22 protein-coding genes are annotated in these 22810 nt (G+C 48.5%); 17 read left to right on the top strand and 5 right to left on the bottom strand.

What is annotated here, in order from left to right; genetic code table 11:
- Positions 1–239: 239 nt before the first annotated feature.
- Complete coding sequence (locus tag G3I67_RS00005; RefSeq protein ID WP_163650864.1) at positions 240–404, top strand: hypothetical protein; 165 nt, start codon at positions 240–242, stop codon at positions 402–404.
- A 717-nt stretch (positions 405–1121) separates the two neighbouring features.
- Here the strand turns inward: G3I67_RS00005 and G3I67_RS00010 are convergent.
- From G3I67_RS00010 to dsrO, 3 genes are all read right to left on the bottom strand, one after another.
- Positions 1122–4280, bottom strand: a complete 3159-nt coding sequence (locus tag G3I67_RS00010; RefSeq protein WP_163650866.1) for a molybdopterin dinucleotide binding domain-containing protein — start codon at positions 4278–4280, stop codon at positions 1122–1124.
- Positions 4281–4359: 79 nt separating this feature from the next.
- Positions 4360–5400, bottom strand: coding sequence for an NrfD/PsrC family molybdoenzyme membrane anchor subunit (gene nrfD / locus G3I67_RS00015; protein WP_163650868.1), 1041 nt, complete (start codon positions 5398–5400; stop codon positions 4360–4362).
- A 39-nt stretch (positions 5401–5439) separates the two neighbouring features.
- Positions 5440–6216, bottom strand: coding sequence for a sulfate reduction electron transfer complex DsrMKJOP subunit DsrO (gene dsrO / locus G3I67_RS00020; RefSeq protein ID WP_163650870.1), 777 nt, complete (start codon positions 6214–6216; stop codon positions 5440–5442).
- Between the two features lie 396 nt (positions 6217–6612).
- Between dsrO and G3I67_RS00025 the strand changes: the two genes are divergently transcribed.
- The 6 genes from G3I67_RS00025 to G3I67_RS00050 all read left to right on the top strand — a co-directional run bounded on the left by G3I67_RS00025 (position 6613) and on the right by G3I67_RS00050 (position 13056).
- Positions 6613–7335: an amidohydrolase family protein gene (locus tag G3I67_RS00025; protein ID WP_235931620.1), complete on the top strand. Its 723-nt coding sequence runs from the start codon at positions 6613–6615 to the stop codon at positions 7333–7335.
- Between the two features lie 401 nt (positions 7336–7736).
- Complete coding sequence (locus tag G3I67_RS00030) at positions 7737–9554, top strand: bifunctional metallophosphatase/5'-nucleotidase (RefSeq protein WP_163650874.1); 1818 nt, start codon at positions 7737–7739, stop codon at positions 9552–9554.
- A 108-nt stretch (positions 9555–9662) separates the two neighbouring features.
- Entirely contained in the window at positions 9663–9842 is a 180-nt protein-coding gene (locus tag G3I67_RS15165) for a molybdopterin cofactor-binding domain-containing protein (RefSeq protein ID WP_375539292.1), read from the top strand.
- Positions 9843–10060: 218 nt separating this feature from the next.
- Complete coding sequence (locus G3I67_RS00040) at positions 10061–10582, top strand: (2Fe-2S)-binding protein (RefSeq protein ID WP_163650877.1); 522 nt, start codon at positions 10061–10063, stop codon at positions 10580–10582.
- A gap of 90 nt (positions 10583–10672) precedes the next feature.
- Positions 10673–11875, top strand: a complete 1203-nt coding sequence (locus G3I67_RS00045; RefSeq protein WP_163650879.1) for a M20 aminoacylase family protein — start codon at positions 10673–10675, stop codon at positions 11873–11875.
- Between the two features lie 17 nt (positions 11876–11892).
- Positions 11893–13056, top strand: a complete 1164-nt coding sequence (locus tag G3I67_RS00050) for an HPP family protein (RefSeq protein WP_163650881.1) — start codon at positions 11893–11895, stop codon at positions 13054–13056.
- 40 nt (positions 13057–13096) lie between these two features.
- Here G3I67_RS00050 and G3I67_RS00055 read toward each other — a convergent pair whose 3' ends face one another.
- Positions 13097–13348, bottom strand: a complete 252-nt coding sequence (locus tag G3I67_RS00055) for a hypothetical protein (protein ID WP_163650883.1) — start codon at positions 13346–13348, stop codon at positions 13097–13099.
- A gap of 183 nt (positions 13349–13531) precedes the next feature.
- On the opposite strand from G3I67_RS00055, the gene G3I67_RS00060 reads away from it, so the two are divergent.
- From G3I67_RS00060 to G3I67_RS00075, 4 genes are all read left to right on the top strand, one after another.
- On the top strand, positions 13532–14158 hold the full coding sequence (locus G3I67_RS00060; RefSeq protein ID WP_163650885.1) for an FMN-binding negative transcriptional regulator: 627 nt from the start codon (positions 13532–13534) through the stop codon (positions 14156–14158).
- A gap of 32 nt (positions 14159–14190) precedes the next feature.
- Positions 14191–14673 (top strand): SixA phosphatase family protein, encoded by a 483-nt coding sequence (locus G3I67_RS00065; protein WP_163650886.1) that lies wholly within the window; start codon positions 14191–14193, stop codon positions 14671–14673.
- A gap of 69 nt (positions 14674–14742) precedes the next feature.
- A complete protein-coding gene (locus tag G3I67_RS00070) occupies positions 14743–15576 on the top strand; it encodes an undecaprenyl-diphosphate phosphatase (protein WP_163650888.1) in 834 nt (277 codons plus the stop codon).
- A 7-nt stretch (positions 15577–15583) separates the two neighbouring features.
- Positions 15584–16171, top strand: coding sequence for a hypothetical protein (locus G3I67_RS00075; protein ID WP_163650890.1), 588 nt, complete (start codon positions 15584–15586; stop codon positions 16169–16171).
- Between the two features lie 7 nt (positions 16172–16178).
- Here G3I67_RS00075 and G3I67_RS00080 read toward each other — a convergent pair whose 3' ends face one another.
- Entirely contained in the window at positions 16179–17207 is a 1029-nt protein-coding gene (locus G3I67_RS00080; protein ID WP_163650892.1) for a Bug family tripartite tricarboxylate transporter substrate binding protein, read from the bottom strand.
- A gap of 179 nt (positions 17208–17386) precedes the next feature.
- On the opposite strand from G3I67_RS00080, the gene G3I67_RS00085 reads away from it, so the two are divergent.
- From G3I67_RS00085 to G3I67_RS00110, 6 genes are read left to right on the top strand one after another with little or no spacing between them, the layout of a single operon-like run.
- A complete protein-coding gene (locus G3I67_RS00085) occupies positions 17387–17842 on the top strand; it encodes a MaoC/PaaZ C-terminal domain-containing protein (protein WP_163650894.1) in 456 nt (151 codons plus the stop codon).
- Complete coding sequence (locus G3I67_RS00090; RefSeq protein ID WP_163650896.1) at positions 17842–18612, top strand: enoyl-CoA hydratase-related protein; 771 nt, start codon at positions 17842–17844, stop codon at positions 18610–18612. The genes G3I67_RS00085 and G3I67_RS00090 overlap by 1 nt, the downstream gene beginning before the upstream one ends.
- A 28-nt stretch (positions 18613–18640) precedes the next feature.
- The gene (locus G3I67_RS00095; RefSeq protein WP_163650897.1) at positions 18641–19981 is read left to right on the top strand and encodes a phenylacetate--CoA ligase family protein; all 1341 of its coding nucleotides are present in this window, start codon (positions 18641–18643) and stop codon (positions 19979–19981) included.
- A 43-nt stretch (positions 19982–20024) separates the two neighbouring features.
- Positions 20025–21116 (top strand): hypothetical protein, encoded by a 1092-nt coding sequence (locus tag G3I67_RS00100; protein WP_203583490.1) that lies wholly within the window; start codon positions 20025–20027, stop codon positions 21114–21116.
- A 14-nt stretch (positions 21117–21130) separates the two neighbouring features.
- Positions 21131–22138, top strand: coding sequence for a 2Fe-2S iron-sulfur cluster-binding protein (locus G3I67_RS00105; RefSeq protein WP_163650899.1), 1008 nt, complete (start codon positions 21131–21133; stop codon positions 22136–22138).
- Positions 22139–22150: 12 nt separating this feature from the next.
- Entirely contained in the window at positions 22151–22738 is a 588-nt protein-coding gene (locus G3I67_RS00110) for a TetR/AcrR family transcriptional regulator (protein ID WP_163650901.1), read from the top strand.
- Positions 22739–22810 lie beyond the last annotated feature (72 nt).

Below are 22810 nucleotides of genomic sequence, written 5' to 3' on the forward strand. Positions count from 1 at the left end.
AAAATCGACTACTGAAAAGGAGAGCTTGGCAGTCTAATCGAGACTAGCAAAATAAATAACATGACAAACTGGTGTATCAATATTCAATTGCCGATGTCGGAAAAACTGTATCAAAATTCAATTGCCGATGTCGGAAAAACTGTATCAAAATTCAATTGCCGTTGACAGCGTATTGTGTTCTCTTCATGGTTTTCTCCCATCTCAGTTTTTACATCATAGATGTCTACTGATTTGGGGGAATGCCACTACCTGAATTTGAAGGTAAGCCAAATATCAGCCAAGCTGAATTGGTCGAACGTAAGAACTTCGCAAGGAAGCGCGAAAAGGAACTCTACGGTCGTGCGGTCAAGGCGGTAATGGAAGCTGGACCAGAGTTCAAAGATGCAATCATGGGATCGGATTGATCCCAGATTGTGCAATTTTTGTACATAAAAAGTGGTGATAAGTTGTGTTGCTCAGTGTTGCACAGTGATGGTCTTCGTACGGTAACGCGTTGATAAAATTACACTATTGCATACAACTTATCACTAACTTGTGTCAAATCCCTCAATCATAATCCGCAGGTACCCTGTTCGAATCAGGGATGCGCCACCACTAAATTCAAGGGTCTTGAAGCATTTTGCTTTAAGGCCTTTTATGTTTTTATCGTCTATGTAGACAGCATGTAGACATTTTCTGTCAATCAATGTGTCGTCTATTCGAGAAGAGCCGGGCGGGTTTACGCCGTATTGCGGTATTCAAGTTGATGCCATCCCCTCAAATTTCGTTTTCTGTCAGGTCGATCCTCACCATACCCCCACCCCCGGAATCGGTTTGGGACTCCTGCGCACCCTTTACACAATAATTTGTACGAACGATTCCTTATATTTTCAAATCGACCACAATATTAAGCAATGTTGAGATCAGGTAAACTTAATAACCAAGACTTTCATTCACCATCTATTTAAGAATGGGGTGAATTTGTTCATGGACTGAATTTACCCAAATTGAGGCCCACAGTTGTTCAGGGTGGGGCGTTGACCGTAGAACCCGGTCTTTTTAATTATGAAGTGTTCAATCTTTGGGACGATTCCAACTCCCATCATGTCCAAGAGCCACCTCGTCACTGATTACCGGACTCTTCATGCCTTCTCGATTCGAGCTGGCAACCCCTGCCTGACAACAGCACCAGACATCCAATCGATCCATGCATTGCTAACGTCACCGTGTGTTTTGTCGTTCAGACCCAAATCATTCAGATTGATGCCTGCGGCCAACGCAGGGTTATGGGGTAACGGTTTGCCATCCACAATATGCTTTCTGGCACCAAGGTCAGTATGGCCATAGCCATGTTCAATCGCAATACATCCATCAATCACACCATCGCGAATCATGGCAATGCCGGTCAGTGAACCACCCGGCGTTGTAATGCGAATCGTGTCGCCATTCTGAATTCCGAGTCGTTTTGCATCTGCACGATTAACTGACACAGGATTGTGCGGATGCACCTGTCGCAACCTATCCACGCCAATCGATATGGAACTCATCAGATTGGACTTATATGAAGTCAGTAAAAATGGATAGTCCTGGCTACGGAAAACATCCCGAACTGCCTGCCCACCTGCCAGCCTGTTTGGATACCAAGTGGGGCAGCCACAATTGCGCTCTCCGGTCATTGAGTGACGTGTCTTGGATACATCTTCGCTCCAGACTTGCAATGCAGGTACATGCTTTGATCTCAAGTGCTTTCCATCCCATGCATTTTCGAGTTTGTCAAAACGCCCTCCGCGGGTCATGACCATGGCAACTTCACGCCACTCATCTGGCTTTAGTTTCGCTTGAAGAGTCGATACATATCTTTGCATGCCAGTAATCTCCAAATCATCGTCACTGGCAGGTTCAACGGGTTTAACACCAGCGAAGGCGATGTTGGCAATTCCGCGGAGATAAAAATCTTCTGCGGTTTCAAGATTGAACTTTTCTCCTGCCTTGTTTGTAATCACGCCTTCACCAAATCCCGGCATCTTCAGACGCTTGGCGACAGCCAACAAAAATGTCTCGAGATTGACAGGTACCCCTGAAGCAGTTTTCGCAACACGCGGTTCAACTGCAGGACAACGTACAGTAGAAGTTTTGGCGATGACGTCCGCCCAGGGTGCACCTATACCCCAGCTTTCGTAGGTAATGGTGTCGGGCACAATGTAGTCAGCCATTGCACTCGTTTCATTGATAAACGGGTCTACTGACACGATGAGAGGAAGCCGTGTTGGGTCACGCAATTGGTCTACCAATGCGCTCTTGAATCCTGCGATGGAATACACAGGATTACTCATGTGATTGATCCAGACCTTTGCGTGGTAGGGATAACCTGCTAGACCAGAAGCCAACATCTCACTACTCAATCCCCCAACCAGTGGATACCATGGAGCGGGTGCGGGGTATGGGGATTGCCCAGCTTCTTTTTTTCGGCGATATTCACTTGTCTTTTCATAGGGAAAGCGATTGCGTGATAGTGCAACACCTTTGGGATCGACTTTCCCAGGAAAGTTTGCAAAGTTGTACTTTGGACCCGGCCCAAAAGGACCGAAGGGACCTGCATCCAGCACCAATCCGCCTTCTACGTTGAGGTTTCCGACTAGCGTATTGAGCATCGCTATCGCATAAGCCGTGTAAAAGCCCGCGCCATTCATTGTTCCACCATGTGCATCAGCTACGGCAGACTTGCCATAGCTGCTGAATTCACGGGCAATAGATTCAATTTCAGCGCGGGGTACACCGGACAATTCAGCGTATTCATCGAGGGTCTTTAGCTGTGACTGCTCACGCAACATCGCGAGGGCAGAGCACACTCTTACTGGAGCATTCCCCAAAGACGGGATCTCCATCTGTTCATCAATGAATAGAGCCGCTGAATCTGGTGTGTCATGTGGCATCAATTTTCCATCACTCACCATTTTCACCACAAACACGTCTGGCGCTTTTTCATCCCCCACCTTCGGCCAGCCAAAATCAGCACCACGCAAAAAAGTGCCAAAGCGTGGGTGGTTGGGCTCCGCCACTATGAGATGTGTGGCGTTGGTCCAAGAAGCCTCTCCAGCTGCCCTCATCGCTGCGGGCCCAGGTTGTGAGAGGCATCTTGCGTCAAAATGCTCGTTTTCAATAATCCATCGAATTAAACCCATGGCCAATGCAAGATCTCCTGCAGGCTTTACAGCGACCCAGCGATTGCCCGAGCCGGCTGCAAAGCTTGAGGAGGTTGGAAGGATGGGAGACACAACGATGTACTTGAAGATGTTCGAGCTGCGCGTACGTGCCTGAGCGAGCTCACGACCTTGCCGCTGGAATGGATTACCAGACTGCGCAGGTGCCGTGCCAATGAAAAGACCAAATTGTGCATTTGACCAGTCCGGCTTTCCATGTGGCATGCCAGGGATGTTACCGAGTGCTGCGGCAGCACCGACTCGGAAAGACTGACCGCAGTAGGCTCCGTGGTTGCTAACGTTTACTGTGCCAAAAGACTGGCGAGCAAATCTGTTGATGAGCGGAGTGCGTCCCTCGTTGGACGCATCGGTCACTAGCAATTGATTCGAAATTGGACCATATTCAGGATTTTCTGGATCAATCAGCGTTTTGTTGTCAAAAATGGCTCGCAAGCCATCCACCTGACCTTCACCGAAAAGATTGCCGCCTTCACAGACTTCCTCAATCAACTGTTCAAAAGTGATGGACATCCATTTTCCCTCACCGCGCTTGCCGACTCTCTTGAGCGGTGTCAGCACGCGGTATGGGCTATATTGCTGCTCCAACATTGAGGATCCGCGTGCGCATGAAGTAGCGCGTCCTTCAAGTCCCTGCTCCCCTCCTAGCGCAGCATAAACATCGCGCACGTGCATCTCCATCGGTGCAGGATTTGTCGTTGCTAGAGGATGGTAAGGGTTACCCGCGACCCGGATGATGCGATTTGTTGCAGTGTCCACTCTGACGCGAACACCGCACTGTGTCCAGCATCCCAAACAACTTGAAGGAGTGACCGTTTGCCCGGGCTGAGTGGACAACAATCCAGTGACTGGATCAATGCTGAATTCGGGTGTAAGAGATTGTCCTCTTGTGCCATGCGCAGTTTTGACTCCCGCCGAGCCAGTAGCCAAGCCTTTGACAGCCTTGTAAGCTGTTTCGCCATAGCCTGCAGCAAATGCTGCCAATCCGCCAGCAGCGGCACCACCTTGCAGTATGAGCTTTCGGCGCGTGGTATTGGTTTTATTTTGATTTTGTTGACCATTATGGTCTGTTTTTTTGCTCATGGCATTCAATCCGGTTGGCCAGTAGATGCACCGACCCTTAAAGGGTTAATAACTGGCTTGATTAAGTTACGCGTGACATTCAGGACGATTGGCTGCGTACGGCATACTTTGGAAATTTTTCCAATAAAAATAAAATGGCTGCGATGATCGTTACGCAAAGGCCGAACATACCGAGAATGCCAAGTAAGCCATCACCACCAATAGGCATGTGATAAAGATACAAACCGGCACCGTACTTAGGCACCCCCTGAACTGCCATGAAAATGATCCAGCGAAAGACCCATGCTGAGGCCATCAAGGCAGCTGCAACCAGCATGCTGTAGTGTGGACGCATCAAGAAGCGTGAATGCCTCAGCAACAGACCAAGAATGAATGCTGCAGTTAAAACGGATCCAACCACACTTAGCTTCCAGACAGGGAATTGCTCATACAATTTTTTAGCCATGGTGAAGGAGGCGTCATGCCCTAATGCTCCCATTATGGTCCACACGATTGCACTAGCAAACGCAAGTCCAAGTGCTACCAACCCAAGGCGTCGCAGCAGTTCTGCAGACTCTTTCCCAAGCCCACCGGGTAGCCATCGAACGATCAGCAGCATCGCACCAAGCGCACTCATCCAACCTGTCAGCGCAAAGTTGATTGGGAGAAACGGTGTGTTCCAAAGAGGTCGTGACCGCACTACCATCACTTCAAGGCCGGTATAGGCAAGAATCGAAATCGCAGAAAAGCTGATCAGTACAGCGAACAACCTCAACCAGCCAGTTTTTCCAAACCACCATGCAGCACAAAGGGCCAGCGAAAGAAATACAAACACTGGCAATAAATATGCGCCAATGGACATCCAGGACCAAGGCGTGAAATGAGCATAAAAATGCCAAAACCGCCCCGGCTGGTGTAAGTCTGCAAGCAATGAAACAGGTGCTGCAATCACGCTAATGGCCAGCACCACGACTGCAGCAGGCATCAGCATGGAGGCAGCTCTGCTGTTTCTTGCAAACAGAGTCAATCCTGCAACGGTCAAAGCTGATGTGGCAGCGATCCCGATAAAAAAGAAATATTGCACTGCCCAGGGAAGCCAAGCTGCTTCATAGGCAGGTGTCAGAAGCTCAACGATTTGCACAATAATATCCTGGAGTTCGAGTGATTCAACGCGGATCTATCAATGCGACGCGACCAGGCGGACGCTTGCCTGGCCATCTATTCCATTGACAAACTCATCGGGCAATCCGATGTAAAACACGTTAGGTGCTGTTCCCATATCTGGCTTGAGCACTTTGATGTCTTTTTTGTGTTCAGCAATCGTGCGGGAGATCATGCTGTTGGGATCATTCAAGTCGCCAATCACGCGCGCGCCACCTACACAACTTTCCACACAAGCCGGCAGAAGTCCGACTTCAAGTCGATGCTCGCAGAATGTGCACTTGTCCGCTGTTTGAGTTTCGTGATTGATAAACCTGGCATCGTAGGGACATGCTTGAACACAATAGCCGCAACCAACGCATCTCTCGTTATCCACCAATACCACGCCGTCCGTACGCTGAAATGTTGCCTGAACTGGACAGACGGGTACGCAAGGTGGGTTGTTGCAGTGGTTGCACAGCCTAGGAAGACTGACCATCGCTGAAGGCGCCGAACTATCCTTGCTTTCGACCTCGTACTGCAAAACGGTTGTTCTGAACTGACCGATGGGGGGTAGATTTTCCATGGAGCAACTGACTGTGCAAGCCTGACATCCAATGCACTTGCGCATGTCAATTACCATGCCATATCGCTTACCTGGTAAGCCAGGTCTTTTCGGTGGCTGCTCGCCAATCGCTGCCCGGACGGCTTGAATCGGAATCACCGCTGTTGCTGATGCTCCAATTCCTAAACATCCCTTTAAAAATCCGCGCTTCGTTGCGATCTGAGCATTATCCGAACTTGCTGACTTGCCCATGTTTCTAGGCCTTACATTCTAAATTAAAAACAGTTATAAGTTTATTTCTATGAGTTATAAAATGGTTTGAGATAAATCAAGTCATAGCTATTTCACGGAAAAGTACCCGCCATGTTCGAGCACATTCCCTCCTTTCAATGATTCGTCCGACTTCTGATCATGAATGCGACCAGCGTGACGACTGTGATCGGGACAACAAAGCTCATCATGACAGTTGAAAAGGCATCATTCGCATCATGCGCCTGGGAGTGGTTTAGTTTGCAATCAACGTAAAAGCTAAGGAACATCTGGGAGAGTGAGGCCGAGCCAGCCAGGCGTAGTAGCCACTGCGATGCACCTTCAATACCCTGCACATCCCCGACAGGCTGAACTCCTGGAGATGAGCTTGACCAAATGCTGGATAAATATGCCCCTATGGGCTATCAAATGGCGTTTCACTGTAATGGTGATGTGGGCTTTGACGTCGTGTTGGATGCCTATGAGAACGCTCTGAATAAACATAATCCCATAGGTACTGATCATCGCTGGCGTGTTGAGCATTTGGGCGCAGCGCGTGCAGATCAATTCCAGCGCGCAGAGCGTCTTGGTGTAACTGTTTCACTTGCACCATTTCAATTCATCTATTGGGGTGATTTGTTAGACGGTACGATGTTTAAGCCGGAATATGGTTCCCAATGGCAGCGTGCTGGTGATGGCATGAAAATGAAAACACCCACTACATTCCATAACGACGGCTCTGTATCACCGCCAGATACGTTGAGAAATATTCAGCATATGGTGACTCGTACAACCGATTCTGGCAAGGTTCATGGAGCGAATCAGGCGGTCACCCTAGACCAGGCACTAAGAGCATCAACTATTAATGGTGCATATCAGTTAAAGCGCGAAAAAGAAATTGGATCTCTTGAGGTTGGTAAGTACGCTGATTTTGTAGAGCTTTCCGCTGATATTACCGCTGTTAAACCCAATGAGATTGTAGAGAAAGTAAAAGTTAAAGGAACATGGCTTGGCGGTAAAAAAATCGATACTGCAAAGTTCCTTGAGCAAATCTCTGCAATTGATCCTACAGAGCATCAAGGTTTGTCAAACTCTGCTTTCAAAAATGTCCATGACCATTAATCTCCAAGGCCCCTGATCGTATCAGGGGATGGTGACGGCTCTTCCCCATTATCGGGGGAAGGATACGCATCAAACACAGTAAAAAAATGCCGTTCCAACCGCAGTGAGCCAAGACTCTCAAGCGGTCATTTTCAAAATTCCTAAATCCAAACTCCCTTCGGGACATCTTTTCCATCTTAGATGTCCGCTGATTCGTGGGAAATGCCAACCTTCGTCAGTACAAAACATCAGCTCGATCAAGAGCAGATTGCCTCAGTAATACATTGACCAATATGACAGTTAGTGGTCTGATTGCGAGGAATAAATTGCATTAGATAGCGGTTTCATAATATAAAAAAACTTAGGCATTTTCTTCAAATAAAAAACAATAAATCATGTTATTGACTCACTTGAACAGGAAATTGCTGAATTTATTTTCCTCAATCGCTGCCTTAGTCGCACTGATAGGTTGTGCATCTGTAAACGAGCAGGTGTCTGACAGACAGCCAGTCAAAGTCAAAATTATCGCGATCAACGACCTTCACGGCTATTTGATTCGAGCAGAAAATGCGGAGGTCAATCTTGTTGATCCTGATGCCTCAAAGGGTCTGACGAGGGTTCAGGTTGGAGGGATTTCATATATCGCCTCTCTGGTTAAAAAATTGAAAGCTGAGAATCCCAACTCCATATTTGTGGGTGTTGGAGATCTGATTGGCGGTTCACCAGCTATCTCATCGTTTACTCAGCATGAGGCAACCATCAATATTCTGGGGCAGCTTGGTATGGAGGTGTCAGTTGTCGGTAATCACGAGTTTGATAAGGGCAAAGAAGAGCTTAAGCGTATCCAATATGGTGGTTGTGCCACAGGAAAAGAAGTCGGTATCGAAACCTGCGTCAAGAACAATCAATTTCAAGGCGCACAGTTTCAATACTTGGCGGCCAATGTCATTGACCCTCAAACTCAAAAGACGCTATTCCCATCAACATATATAAAGGAGTTTGGAAGCATTCGAGTTGGATTCATAGGGGTGACTTTGCTCGAAACACCGAAAGCAACGCGTGGAGCAAATGATCTTATCTTTACTGATGAGGTAGAGGTCATCAACTCAAATGCCACTAATCTAAAGGGGCAAGGTGCTGATGCGATAGTTGTACTTCTTCATCAGGGAGGAGGGACTACGGCCCAAACATTGAACGACAAGCGCTGTCCAGATATCACTGGACCGATTGTTCCAATCATCCAAAGATTGAAAAATGTTGATGCCGTTTTGAGCGGACATACTCACAGGGAGTATGTATGCGTCGAACCCAAAACAGGGATCCTGTTCACTCAAGCTGACTACTACGGTAATGTCTTGACAGACATGAACTTTAAGATTGTGCCAGGCAAAGGAGTGGTGTCTAAAAGTGCTGACAATATGCCGGTCATCACGGATCAGAATAAAAATGTTCCTCGCGGGTATGCCATCCTGAGCAAAGACCCTGATGTTCATGTCGAAGTTCAAAGATACAACAAACTTTCAGAAAAAAAACGATCTGAGGTACAGGGCTACACATCAGTTCCCATGCCGCTCATTACGATTCCCGGAGCCAATTCAAGGAACAACATGGCTGAGCAGGACCTAGGCAACGTTATGGCTGATGCGTTTTTGTCAAGCGCACCAAAATCGATCCAGGCAGACATCGCGCTCATTAACCCAGGCGGTGTGCGCAGTGGTTTGCGCCGATCCGGTGCGGTGACCTATGACGACATATTTGCTGTGGCACCGTTTGGCAACAATTTGTTTTATATAGATCTGACTGGCGCGCAGTTGATCCGATTGCTTGAGCAACAATGGGAGAAGCCTAACTGTGACAATAAGCCCTTGGTTATTAAAAACATCAACCTGTGCGGTCGTCTGCTACAACCAAGCTCTACATTAACGTACACCTGGGATGTAAGACGTGGTCCCGGTAAAGCATCGGGCAAGGGTGACCTCATCTTGGTCGATTCGGTCAGAATAGGTCCTAACAAAGAATCACTGGATTTGAAGAAAAAATACAGGATCGTGACGGATTCCTTCCTAGCAGAAGAGGGCGGTGACAACTTTACTGTTTTTAAACAAGGCACAGGTTTGCAAGACATTGGCGTGGTCGATATCGAGTCAATCGTTGCCTATATCAAGCAATACCCTAGAGAATCACCCATGCCAAAGCCTCAAAAACGTGTCAAATGTAAAGGGTGCCCCGAGCTAGAGTAAATAGATTCAAGGTAACGAGATCTGCCTGCAGATCAAATTTATTTAATGTGAGTAAAGCTTCAAGTAAATGAGCGAATCATGATGAGGATTCCTATCAACTTCTTAACGATGCTATTTGCATTCATTGCGATATGGTGTGGGACGGGGGGCGATTCATATGCACAAACGAAGCAACCCATTCCCCTAATTGTAGAGGGTCAAATGCAAGGTGCTTTTGCAATGGGCATAGGCCAAACATTGACTGAATCCCTGACAGACTCCTCTAACTCAGCTGGCAATGGTGGATGAAACCTGAATCGATATAGGCTTCCACTTAAGGCAGATTGTGCTGTTGGGGAGGCCAGATTCAATATTATTCCACCACTGGAGGATGATGAGCCAAGAGGGATTTCAGAGGTGGTTTTTAATCCAGTTCCAGCTGCCATTGTTAATGCAATCGCAGACGCCACCGGTGTGAGATTCACACAGCTTCCTATCAAGCCGATCGACATAAAGGCAGCACTAAAATGATAGAAAAAATCAAAATTCAGCTGCGCATCAATGATAAAGACGTTTCGGAAATAGCGTTTCCAGAGTTGACGTTGGCAGATTTTCTACACGAGAAAATAGGTCTGAGAGGAACTAAAGTTTCCTGCGGGATAGGCGTTTGTAAGGCTTGCACTGTAGCTGCCAGGAGGCCGGGTCAGTCCAGTTTTGAAAGAATACAGGCTTGTGTCATGCCTGTAGTTGCTTTGAATGGATGCGACATACTGACTGTTGAGGGCTTGGCATCTTCACAATCATTGTCCCTGCAGCAGCAGTCGTTTCTGAAACATTTTTCATTTCAGTGTGGATACTGCGCACCCGGATTTCTGATGGGGGTGACGCTATTGATCGATCAACTCAAAAGAAAGCCAATCAAACGTGAAAATTTGGATAAACTGATCGAGGAAAATATAGGCGAACACATTTGCCGATGTACTGGCTATGCAAAATATTATCAAGCTATTCATGCGATTATTGCAGAGACTCCAGGTCTGGTGGTTTGATGTGTTTTTGAGCTTACTCTGTCGGCAGATTTAACCTTCCACCTGACTATTTTTTACTTCCCAGACTCTTGTAACTGTTTCGTCATTCTTATGAACGCCCCCAAAGACCAAATTGCCTTCGACATGCTTAAAACCCTGGAGACACAATCCGATGAATTCGTCTCTGTGCGCCGTGATATTCATCAACATCCGGAAATGGGGTTTCGAGAACACCGGACAAGTGAACTAGTCGCCAAGTCCCTTGAGAAATGGGGTTACGCCGTGACGCGTGGGATTGGTGGCACAGGAGTAGTGGGGCAGCTAAAGCGCGGCACGGGTAAAAAGACAGTGGGTATTCGAGCCGATATGGATGCACTACCCATTCAAGAGGCGACGGGTTTACCTTATGCAAGTTGTCATGCAGGCGTGATGCACGCTTGCGGGCATGATGGCCACACGACGATGTTGCTAGCTGCTGCCAAGCACATCTCTGAAAGTGTGGATTTTGACGGTACGTTGAATTTGATCTTCCAGCCAGCAGAAGAAGGATTGGGCGGCGCTAAGAAAATGATGGAAGACGGCTTGTTCAAACAGTTTCCCTGCGACGCGGTCTTCGGAATGCATAACATGCCTGGCTATCCGCAAGGCCATCTCGTCTTTCGAGACGGTCCCTTCATGGCATCTTCCGATCAGGTGACGATTACGGTCGAGGGAACGGGAGGTCATGGAGCTGTCCCGCAAAAAGCGGCAGATCCTATTGTTGCCGGATCTGCAATCGTCATGGGTTTGCAAAGCATTGTTGCGCGTAATGTGGATCCTCAGGAAATGGCCGTGATCACTGTGGGCTCGTTTCAGGCAGGCCAAGCAAATAATGTGATCCCACAAATTGCGACATTGCGTTTGAGTGTCAGGTCATTGAACAATCAGGTGCGTGATTTGCTCGAAAAGCGGATTGTCGCGCTTGCACAGGCTCAGGCCGAAAGCTATGGCGTTAAGGCAAAAGTCGAGTATGTACGCAGCTATCCCGTATTGAATAATCATCCCAAAGAGACAGACTTTGCGCGGGATGTGGCTGAAGAACTTGTGGGTAAAGATCGCGTGATTAGGCAAGCTCGCGCGTTGACGGGTAGCGAGGATTTTGCGTATTTCCTGGAACAAGTCCCCGGCAGTTATCTATTAGTTGGTAATGGTGACGGCGAGGGTGATGGGCATGGTGCCTGCATGGTTCATAACCCCGGCTATGATTTTCATGATGCGAACATTCCAGTCGGTGCGGCGTATTGGTCATTGCTGGTCAAGCGGTATTTGAAGTAGTCGAAACAATCAACTTCATGATCAGTCGAATTCGCAATCTGGCTACGATTTTATTTTCGGTCGATACGCCCGCCCTATCTGCACAAGAAAGACGTCGTTCCACAGCCGGCGCTTTGCTTGGAATAGGGTTTTGCGGTCTGATCCTATATTACATTCCGATCTCTTCTCATTGGCTTATTGCTCCGATAGGAGCAAGTGCGGTGGTGCTGTTTACCCTGCCGCATAGCCCACTCGCCCAGCCCTGGTCGATTATGGGGAGTTATCTTTTCGCGGCATCAGCCGCGCTGTTAAGTGTTGCGCTTATTCCTCAATCACAATTAGCCGCGGCAGTAGCCGTTGCGGCAACTATCTGGTTGATGGCCAGATTCAATTGTATTCACCCATCTGGTGGAGCTATTGCACTATTTGTCGTGTTGGAGGGGCCTTACTCGCAAGACAAGATTGGACCAATGCTTGGATTGGTTGCGCTTAACGGAGTGCTCATCTTGCTGGCATCCATATTGGTCAACAATTTGGTGCTTGGCAGACGATATCCATATCGCCCTAAGGTTGAAGATAAAAATATCCATCAAACCGATGACACGAATCCCTTGGAGCGAAACGGCATTACTCATCCGGATTTGCAAAGTGCAATGAAAAAGCTCGATACATTCGTTGATGTACAAGAAAACGAGTTGATTCAGATTTATCGATTAGCTGTAGATCATGCATTCGAAAGAAATGTCGGTTTGACCTGTGGCGACATCATGTCCCGAGATTTGATCACGGTGAATTTCGGCACGAGTCTTGAAGAGGCGTGGAGCCAGCTTCGTAAACACAAAGTTAAAGCACTGCCCGTTGTCGATAATTTCAATACATTGATCGGGATACTGACCGTTGCGGACTTTTTACGCCAGATGGACGATACGACATCTGCAGGTGTTGCGATTCGTTTACAAGGGCTACTGAAACGCACTTCTGGCCCGACATCCGAAAAAGCTGAAGTAGTTGGGCAGATCATGTCTTCAAAAGTCTACACTGCCCAGACCGATACGCCGATTTCGGAAATCTTGCGACATATGACAGATCACAGTATCCGTCATGTTCCCATTATTGATGATCGTAAAAAAATCATCGGAATCGTCACGCAATCGGACCTGTTGGGCGCGTTATATCGACGGCTGGCCCTTTCGGCTGCATAACTAGTCCGAGATTTTCGATACCTTGTTTTTTGACGCAAGCTTAGTTTTTATTCTTGTTTTGCTTCTTATCGCCGCTTTTACCCTTATCGGTTGGTTGAGCTGACTTTTTTGTATCCGATCCAGGCGCGTACTGTTTAGCGGATTGCCCAGAACTTTTTTCCTGGCCTGGCGCATATTGCTTTGCGGATTGGCCCGCAGGCTTTGTTTGGCCTGGTGCGTTCGTACTATTGATCTGGGCAAATGCGGCTGTGCAAGCAAGCGAGGCAACTGCGGAAACTAGAAGCTTTTTCATTTTGCAAACCCCTAAAAGTTAAGTGCAGTTCATGCTAGCACCGCGAAAGGAAGTAAAGCAAAATGCAATTGATCTTAAGGGGTATTTTGAAATCGAATGAAACAGACTTTTAGGCAATCAGCGGAGCAGGCTTTGCTTTATGCTATTGTTGGTTGCAACCATCCGATATCACTAGGAGCTTCCATGTATATCCCGCAGCAGTTCGCCGAAACTCGCGTTGATGAACTGAATCGCATCATCCGTGAAAATTCGCTTGGCGTATTGGTGACTAAAAATGCGGCGGGGTTTCAGGCAAACCATATTCCGTTCTTGCTGGATCCTGAAAACGGTCCCAACGGTGCATTGATTGCACACGTTGCCCGAGCTAATCATGTTTGGACTGATGTGAAAGACGGGGAAGAAGTGCTGGTGGTGTTTCAAGGCGTGCAGGGATATATATCGCCTAACTGGTATCCTGGTAAACAGGAAACGCATCGTCGCGTACCGACATGGAACTATGAAGTCGTCCATGCGCACGGCACGATTCATGTCCATGATGACGAAAGGTTCTTGCGTGGCGTACTAGCGCGATTGACGCGTCAGCATGAAGCCACCCAGCCTGCACCATGGAAAATGACCGATGCGCCTGCGGACTATCTTGCCGAGCAATTGAAAAACATTGTTGGAATCGAAATCCGCTTGAGCAAGCTTGAAGGTAAGCGCAAGCTTAACCAGCATCACGAATTGAAAGATCGCGAAGGTGCGATAAGGGGCTTGAGATCCCAGGGCAATGATGGGCTGGCACAGGCGATGCAGGATGCCAAGAAATAGCTTGAATCGGAATGGATAAGCATTTTCATCACATGAAAACACTCATCTTGATGCGACACGCCAAAGCGCAGCATATCAGTTCTGATCTGACGGATTTGCATAGGTCATTGGTGCACCAAGGTATTGAGGATGCAAAGCAATCCGCAAAAAAGCTGATCAAACATGAACTGAAAATTGATGAGCTGATTTTGAGTCCTTCAACCAGAACCATAGAGACTGCACAAATCCTGAAAGAAGAGCTTGGCGATCAGATCAAGTCTTGGTCGGTTCAGGAGCGCTTGTACGCATCCGATCTAAACACATTGCTGCGAATAGTGGCCGAAGCTTCAAAAAAGACATCGACATTAATGCTTGTTGGTCATAATCCGGAGCTGGATGAAATTGCCGAGCACTTTCTCCACACGCCGCATCATTTGAAAACCGGTGAACTTATCCTTTTCAAGTTCGACGCGCAATCATGGAACGAAGTAGCCAAGCAAAAACCCACAAAAGTACTCTTTCATGATGAGTTTTAGTCCAAATTAAGTTTAGTCAACTGAAGTAAACTCCACGTTTGACGTAATTTATCCATGTGGAGTCTCGGCATGTCCGATTCGATGTTGCAGTTGGTAAAGGCTTTTTTTCTCGGTGTCGTAGAGGGTATCACCGAGTTTTTACCGATTTCAAGCACTGGTCATTTGATCGTTGTCGGTAAATGGATTGAATTCACTTCAACCGAAGGAAAAGCCTTTGAGGTTGTGATCCAGTTGGGTTCCATTCTGGCTGTGATGTGGATCTTCCGGCAACGGTTATACAAATTAGTTGGCGGCACTCTGTCGCGCGATCCGGCCGAACTTGCTTTCATGCGTAATTTGATCATCGCATTTTTACCGTCGGCGATCATCGGATTTTTATTCATCAAAATTATTAAATCCTTGTTCGAACCATCGACAGTTGCCGTCACATTGGTTTTGGGCGGTTTAATCATGCTTTGGGTTGAACGATCCAGGCCCGATGGTCGTCAGCCTGGTCCTGATGTCACTGCTTCGACTCTCGAGGAAATCAGTTGGAAGCAGGCGTTAATAGTAGGTTTTGCTCAGTGCCTGGCTATGATCCCCGGCACGTCGCGATCCGGATCGACAATCATTGGTGGAATGCTGGCAGGCATCGAACGCAAAACAGCGACCGAATTTTCGTTTTTTTTGGCTATGCCAACCATGTTGGCAGCCGCAGGCTACGATATGTACAAAAACGCAAGTGTGATTTCCAGTGCGGACATGATTGCCATCGCGGTAGGTTTCCTTTCCGCATTCATAAGTGCGCTGTTGATTGTTCGGGCAGTTTTGGCTTTTATTTCCAACCATACATATCGTGTTTTCGGTTGGTACAGGATTGTGCTGGGGTTGATTGTCGGGTTGTGGCTGTATCGTCTAGGTTGAGATCATTATGCTGAAATATAAATTCGCGCGTGTACTGCTGGCTGGATCCGTTCTAATTGCCTGTGTCAGTACGGCCCAAGCACAGGTGTTCTTCAAAAGTCAGCATCTGGCCGAAAAAATTCTGGGGCGCTGGTATTCGGAAATTACCCGTGACGATGCCGAGATGCTGACTAAATTTATTGGCGTGACTGAATATTTCAGAAACGGTACGGTCAATTATGAAGGTCAAATCATCAGTTATGTTAAAGATGATCCTAACGTATCGTATTACTGCGGACACAACGCAACCTATACATGGCAAATCAAGAAAGAGCATTTGTACCAAACCATGGTTGATGCAAAAGTGTTTCCGAATTACGTGAAAGAGCAGGGAAACGAACTGAACAGCGCGGAGGACATTCAGACCTTGTTGGAATTTTGCGCGGAGATACAGCGGTTTTATCGAGATGAAAGCCCTAAAGGCAAAACTGAAGAGTATGGTCTGATCCAGATCACGGATGAGAGAATGATCTACCAGTACAAAGATGAGAACGGCAAACCCGTGGTCGAAACCGAAACCAAGACTGAGCGTGGTTTCGGTCCCTTCAGACGCTAACGATGACTTACTCCGGCTGTATATTCGCTTCTAGTGCGACTTTACGATAACGTGCATTTTCATCCTGGATGTACTTTCTGAATTCCGCCGGTGTGGACGGTGAGGGCTGAACGCCACTCTTGGCAAAATTCTGTTTGATTTCGTCTGTCTGCAAAATCTTGACTACGGCCTGATTAAGTTTATTGACAATTTCAGGTGGCGTCCCCGCTGGTGCTAGCAGCCCTTGCCACGATGATGCTTCGAAGCCTTTAATGGCGGTATCGGATACCGTATCGAACTCGGGAGCGATGTCCAGTTTCTTGTCGGACGTAACAGCCAGGCCGCGAACCCTGCCGCCACGCACTTGATTGATCAAGGTGGAAAAGGGGTCAATCATAAAATTGATCTGTCCACCCATCAGCGCCTCGATTGCAGGTGAGCTACCTTTGAAAGGAACATGCGTCATCTTGACTCCCAAGCTGCCAGTGAACGCCTCGGTGATCAACTGGTATGAACTACCGGATGTGCCGTAGAAAATTTCACCCGGCGGCTTAGTCTTCACGTATGCGATGAGTTCGGCGATGTTTTTGGCCGGAACATTATTGTTGACAGCAACAATCAAAGGCTGTTTTGCAACCATCGATATTTGTTCGAAGCTTTTGACCGGATCGTAATCCATGCTTTTGAACATGACCGAATTCGTGGCCAAAGGCGCAATGCCGGCCATCAGCAGGGTGTAACCATCCGGAGCGGCTTTGGCAACTAAGGCACAACCGATCATTCCACTTGCGCCGGGTTTGTTTTCGACGATAACGGTTTGTCCGAGTTCGGCTGACAACTTGCTTGCAACCGTGCGTCCCATCACGTCGGTGATGCCGCCGGCGGCAAAGGGCACGATGATCCTGATTGGCTTGTCCGGATAAGCAGCCATGGCTGGCGCGCTGCAAAGTGTCAGTGCGGCAACGCAGGCAAGCATCGCACGCCTTCGAGAGATTGAATGACCGGCCGCTGCACCGATGCTTTCGTATCGTTTATTTAGTGTTTTCGATTTTTTCATTTGATATGTGTTGTCCCAAATTCCGTTTCGCTGACGGGTTATTCATTTTTTGTGGCTCAATCGTATCGGAAGAGGATGTGTTCTGTCTCAAATACGGGTAAGTCCTTATATATGAATGACTTTTATTAATTGACCGTCCGGATGGAAAATTCTAATATTCTCGAATCTTGGAGACAAACGTGAACTTTCTACAAAAATATTACGACGAGATCGAGGTTGGTGACAGCTATCGATCCAGAGGTCGCACCATCACTGAGGCCGATATCGTCCAGTGGTGTTCATACACGGGTGACTGGTATGTGCTGCATAGCAATGAGCACTATGCCGCGCAGACAAGATTCGGCCAGAGGATTGCGCCGGGATTGTTGGTGCTGGCTTACGCCGCGGGACTTGGCGTACCGCCGGATGCTCCTTCGATCGTGGCCAATTATGGAACGGATCGCTTGCGCTTTGTGGCACCTGTATTTATCGGCGACACAATTCATTTACGGTCGGCAGTCGTCGAGAAAACCACAAAACGTGAAGGACGCGATGGCGTTCTCAAACTCGACTGGAACGTGCATAACCAAGACGGCACGTTGGTGATGAGCAGTGATCTGCAGATTCTGATGAGTTTTTCTGGAGCGGCAAAATAATGACAACCGAAGCGTTACGTTTGGAGCTTGCGGGTGGTGTAGCCAACATCGTGATCGACCGTCCCGAAAAAAAGAATAGCCTGACCGTGGATCAAATGGGGCAAGTTGGAACGTTTGTCGAGCAAGCAGTTGAGAAGGGTGCACGCTGCATCGTCATTAAAGGTGTGTCGGATGTTTTTTCGGCAGGCAGGGATTTGCAGGGTGTGGACACCCAAAATGAGGATACGCTGGCGATCATTCGCGAAGTGATTAATCCATCTCTGGCAAAAGTCAGAAATTGTCCGGTGCCGACGATTGCATCCGTGAAAGGTCCGGCGCTTGGTTTCGGATTTGGATTGGCCCTGGCTTGCGACATGACCTATGCCGCCGATAACGCTTTACTGGGCAGTCCATTTCGCAATATTGGCTTGATTCTCGATTCGGGCGGCCACTTTTATTTGAAGGATCGTGTGGGCGCACACCGGGCGGCTGAGATCATTTTTACCGGAAAGATGTTTTCGGGTAAAGACGCGGCAAAAATGGGATTGATCAATCGCAGCCTGGGGGCGATGGATCTTGATGAGTTCGTGCAAGCCCTGGCGCGATCAATTGCAAGCGGTCCGACCGCGGCTTTCAAGGCGACAAAAGAAATACTGGCTTGCGGCGACGGTTACGACGCCATGGCTGAGCTTGAAGCGCATCACCAGTCGACTTTGATACGCGGTGAAGATGGTACCGAAGGAATTCGCGCATTTCAGGAAAAGCGCAAGCCGAAATTCGTTGGCCGCTAATAATTAAACCAAAGCAGGGAGACAAAATATGAATCGAAACGAATGCCCGCATCTTGCGTTGGATTTCGCGGATCGGGAAACGGTCATTGCTACGCAGAACGTGAAGCTGGCCGCCATGGGGCAACGTCTTAAAAATCATCCCGAGTGGAAAGAGCATCTTAAAACTGCTGGTGCGACCCCTTTGGATTTGATGAATCGGGATAATCTGGCACACATACCTACGTTACAGAAATCGGATTTGAGGGCGCGCTATCCCTACCCGATGCTGACTGCCCCCATCCGCGATGTGGCGCGATTCTGCGCGACATCTGGTACGACGGGGTTGCCGGTTCTTTTCGGATTCACCAAACATGACTGGGAAGTGACACTAGTCAGGCAGTTGACGCGAATTTTTCGCACAGTAGGCATGACTGCAGACGATTTGGTTTACCAAGGCTACGGTTACGGACTGTGGATCGGAGGCTCATCAATGGATGAGGCGTTTCGTCATTACGGCATGACCAATTTTCCGGTCGGTCCGGGACGTGGCGAGTTGATGGCTACATGGCTGAAAGATCACAAATACACCGCAACCACAATGTCGCCCCTATGGTTGTCTACGCTCATCGGCCACGCGCGCAAGGCGGGCATCAATCCGAAAACCGATTGGGCGCTGCGTGTTGGCTTGTTTGGTGGCCAGTCGGTTTCGACCGCGTTTCGCAATGAGCTTGAAGCCCAAATGCCTCCCGGTTTCAAAGCACACAATATTTACGGCACGACCGAAGCAGGCGGACCGATCCTGTCAATATCCTGCGATCATTCGCACGCTAGCGATGAGATGCATTTGATAAACGATGACACGGTGCTGACCGAAATTCTTGATCCGGTGACGCTAAAACCCGTGTCGCCCGGGGAGGTTGGCGAAGTCGTGGTGACAACGCTGGACAAAGAGGCATCGCCCGTTTTGAGGTGGCGCACACACGATCTTGTTCGACTGTCTAAAAATCCATACTCATGTGCGTGCGGGCGCAATGGCTATCCGTTGATCGGTCGCATCATCGGCAGATCGGACGACATGCTTAAAGTTCGCGGTGTAATGGTTTATCCCTCTCAGATCGAAGAAATCATCGCAGGCGTGAAAGGCACCACCAAAGAGGCTTGGCAGATATACGTCGACAGTCAGGAGAAAGAGTTGGGCCAGATCGAGGTCGCGATCGAGCGCATCGCTGGTGCAGCTGCGTCTGTCGCCGATCTGGAGCAGGAAGTGCAAGGGCAACTGAAATCCCGACTGGGACTGACCTGCACGGTGGTTTGTCATGAGGAGGGGGCATTGCCGCGTTACGAAGCTAAAGCGACGCGTGTGCTGATGCGTCCGCCAAAGTCTAAATAGTTTTGCTGTCGCATCTGTCATTTAAAAATCAGGAGAATGCAACATGAATTCAGTCAACGATAAATTGGGCAATCTGGCCTCTTCGATTCAGGAACCGCCTGAAAAACTTACAGAAGTCACCGATCTTGAAAAATTATTATTCGAAACGGGCGAGGCTCCCGTCATCGAAAAGAAAAATATCTTCCCGCTCGAATGGAATGTGCAAACGCCCAAGCTCTACGATATCTATGATGGCGCGCGCGATCCGGGTTGGGCGCCGAACAAGTTGCCCTGGGATACCTTGGATCCGAGCAAGTTTACGCAAGACCAACGCTACGCTATTGCCTATTGGTTTTCGTTGTTGTCTGTGTTTGACGGGTCCGGTCCGGTCGTGTTCGCACGCGCAATGATCTATACCTACGAAGCCAAAGAAGAAGATCCAATTCGTAAATGCTTTTTCTCTGTCGTACGCGACGAGATGAATCACGAGGAAATTTGCGGTCGTGCAATCAAAGCGATGACCCCGAACGGTCCGCTTGGATACGAGCCGACTACACCACTTGGCAAACTTGCGCGCAACAACGTCGAATGGCTTTACTACAACGGATCGCGCTACTGGAAGGGCTTTAATGCCGCAGTGGACAAGTACTCATTACCGATTTTGTTTACTTCATTCTTGTTTGGCGAGGTCGCTTCCAGCACGCTGTTTCATGGCATGTACGAGAAGACAACCATTCCGGTATTCAAGGAGGCATTCAAGCGTATTGGCCAGGACGAGGGACGTCATCTGGGCATCTGTTTGGCCGTGTTGCAAAAACTATTGCCACAATTGACACCTGAGGACAAGGAAATGATTACCTTGCAGTTGCGCGCCGGGTTCGTGTTCCTTTCCGGTATTTTGTTCGAGCCGCCAGAACATTTCTGGCAACTTCCCGAAACATTTATTCCCGCTCAACGGGCACTGGAAGAGGTCGCACGTAGCGCAGGGCTGGGTATCCTCACGCTTGAAGAGCGCAAGGAGAACTGGAAGACTGCCGTGCTGCGTATGAAAGCCAACCTGGATCCTTATGGCATCGAGTTCCCGGCGCTGCCTGAAGTCGGAATCAGCGGCAAAGAAGTCTCTTTTGATGCTGAAAAAATCATTCCGATTTTCTGAGGATTTTTCATATCATGAGCGAATCCAAAGTCACTGTTTTGAATAATGGCATCGTATTCGATGTCCCATTCGATCAGTGCATTCTCGATGCGGGCCTGGCAAAAGGGATCGCCTTGCCGCATCAGTGCCGCGGGGCATCTTGCGGTCAGTGTAAGGCTCACATCGAGCATGGCACGGTCGATCACGGCTGGTCCTTCGGATTTGCCATTACGGACGAAGAAAAAGAGCAGGGCTATTGTTTAATGTGTCAGGCCCATCCGACCAGTCCTGAGCTTTCGATTCGAACCGTAGAACCTTTTGGCGAAGCGATTGCGCCTGTTGTTCAATTACAAGGTCAAGTCGTCGCGATCGAGCAATTGAATCATCGAGTGCGTCGTATCATTGTGCAGACGTCAAATGCTGCGCAGTTATTCAGGCCGGGAGCCTATGCTGAAATTGAATTGCCTGGTATCACTCCTAACCGAATGTACAGTTATTCGAACGGGGCGACTGATGCCGGTCAGTTGGAATTTTTGGTATCGTTGCACCCTGGTGGAAAAGCCAGCACTTATCTTCACGAACAATTGCGTGTGGGTCAGGTCATTGACTTGAAAGGTCCCTTCGGTACTTGCCGGTTGCCTGAGGGAAATTGGAATGTCCTGGGTATGGCGGGTGGTACGGGCTTGGCGCCGGTTATTTCGATTTTCGAGCATGCTCTCGCATCCGGAGCCACTGAAGATTTCTTATTGTTGTTCAGCGTGCTGAAAGACGCTGATGTTTTCGAGTTGGCGCGGTTGAATCGATTACAAATGGCTTATCCGAATTTTAAATACGAGATGGTTGTCGCTGAAGCGCCCAGTGTATTTTGCGCGCAGACCGGTCTGATTACGGAGTATTTGCGTAGCAGATTCGACTCGTTGCAAGGATGGCGCGCGGTGCTTTCCGGGTCTCCCGGTTTTGTCGATGCTGCCACCACGGCATGCGTCGATCTCGGAATGGCTCAAGATGCAATGTCGGCCGATAGTTTCACGAATGTCGCTTAGGAACGCTCTTTCATGGCCCGCACAAAGTCTAATGAGTTCGATAGCATCAAGGATCACATACTGATCTGTGCGACTGGACTTTTTGCGAAGAAAGGATTTTCGAATACGAACATCATCGAGATTGGTCAGGCCTGTCAGGCTTCGAAGTCCAGGATGTATCACTATTTTCCATCCAAAGACTCCATGCTCGAAGAGATGCTGCATACGCACGTTCAAGAGCTGCTCCAGCTGGTTTCCGCACTGACTGAGCGTCAGGGGGATCCGAAAGAGACTTTCGAAGTGTTCATTCGTACTCACCTTGAATACTATTTCGAACATAGCGAGCGTCATTCCGTCATGATTCAGGATGCGGACAATCTGACGCCGGATGCGCGTAAAGAACTTAAATCGGCCGAACTCAAGCTTGTCGAATGTTTGACAAGTATTTTGCAGAAATTAAATGCCAAGCGGTTTAGCGACAGGGATGTGACGTTTTCAAATGCCATGCTGATCTATGGCATGCTCAACTGGACCTACACCTGGTACAAGCCCTCGGATCGCATGTCGTTCGAAAAATTAGCCGCAGAGGCAACGAGTCTTTGTCTGAACGGAATTCTCTGATTGGTTTAATCGATTAGGGCGTAGTTAGCAAAAAAAGGTTAGTAGCAAGTTAGTCGGTGTATGGCTGTATAG

Origin of the sequence: Sheuella amnicola (assembly GCF_010499255.1) — a bacterium.
Classification (GTDB): Bacteria; Pseudomonadota; Gammaproteobacteria; order Burkholderiales; family Burkholderiaceae_B; genus Zwartia; species Zwartia amnicola.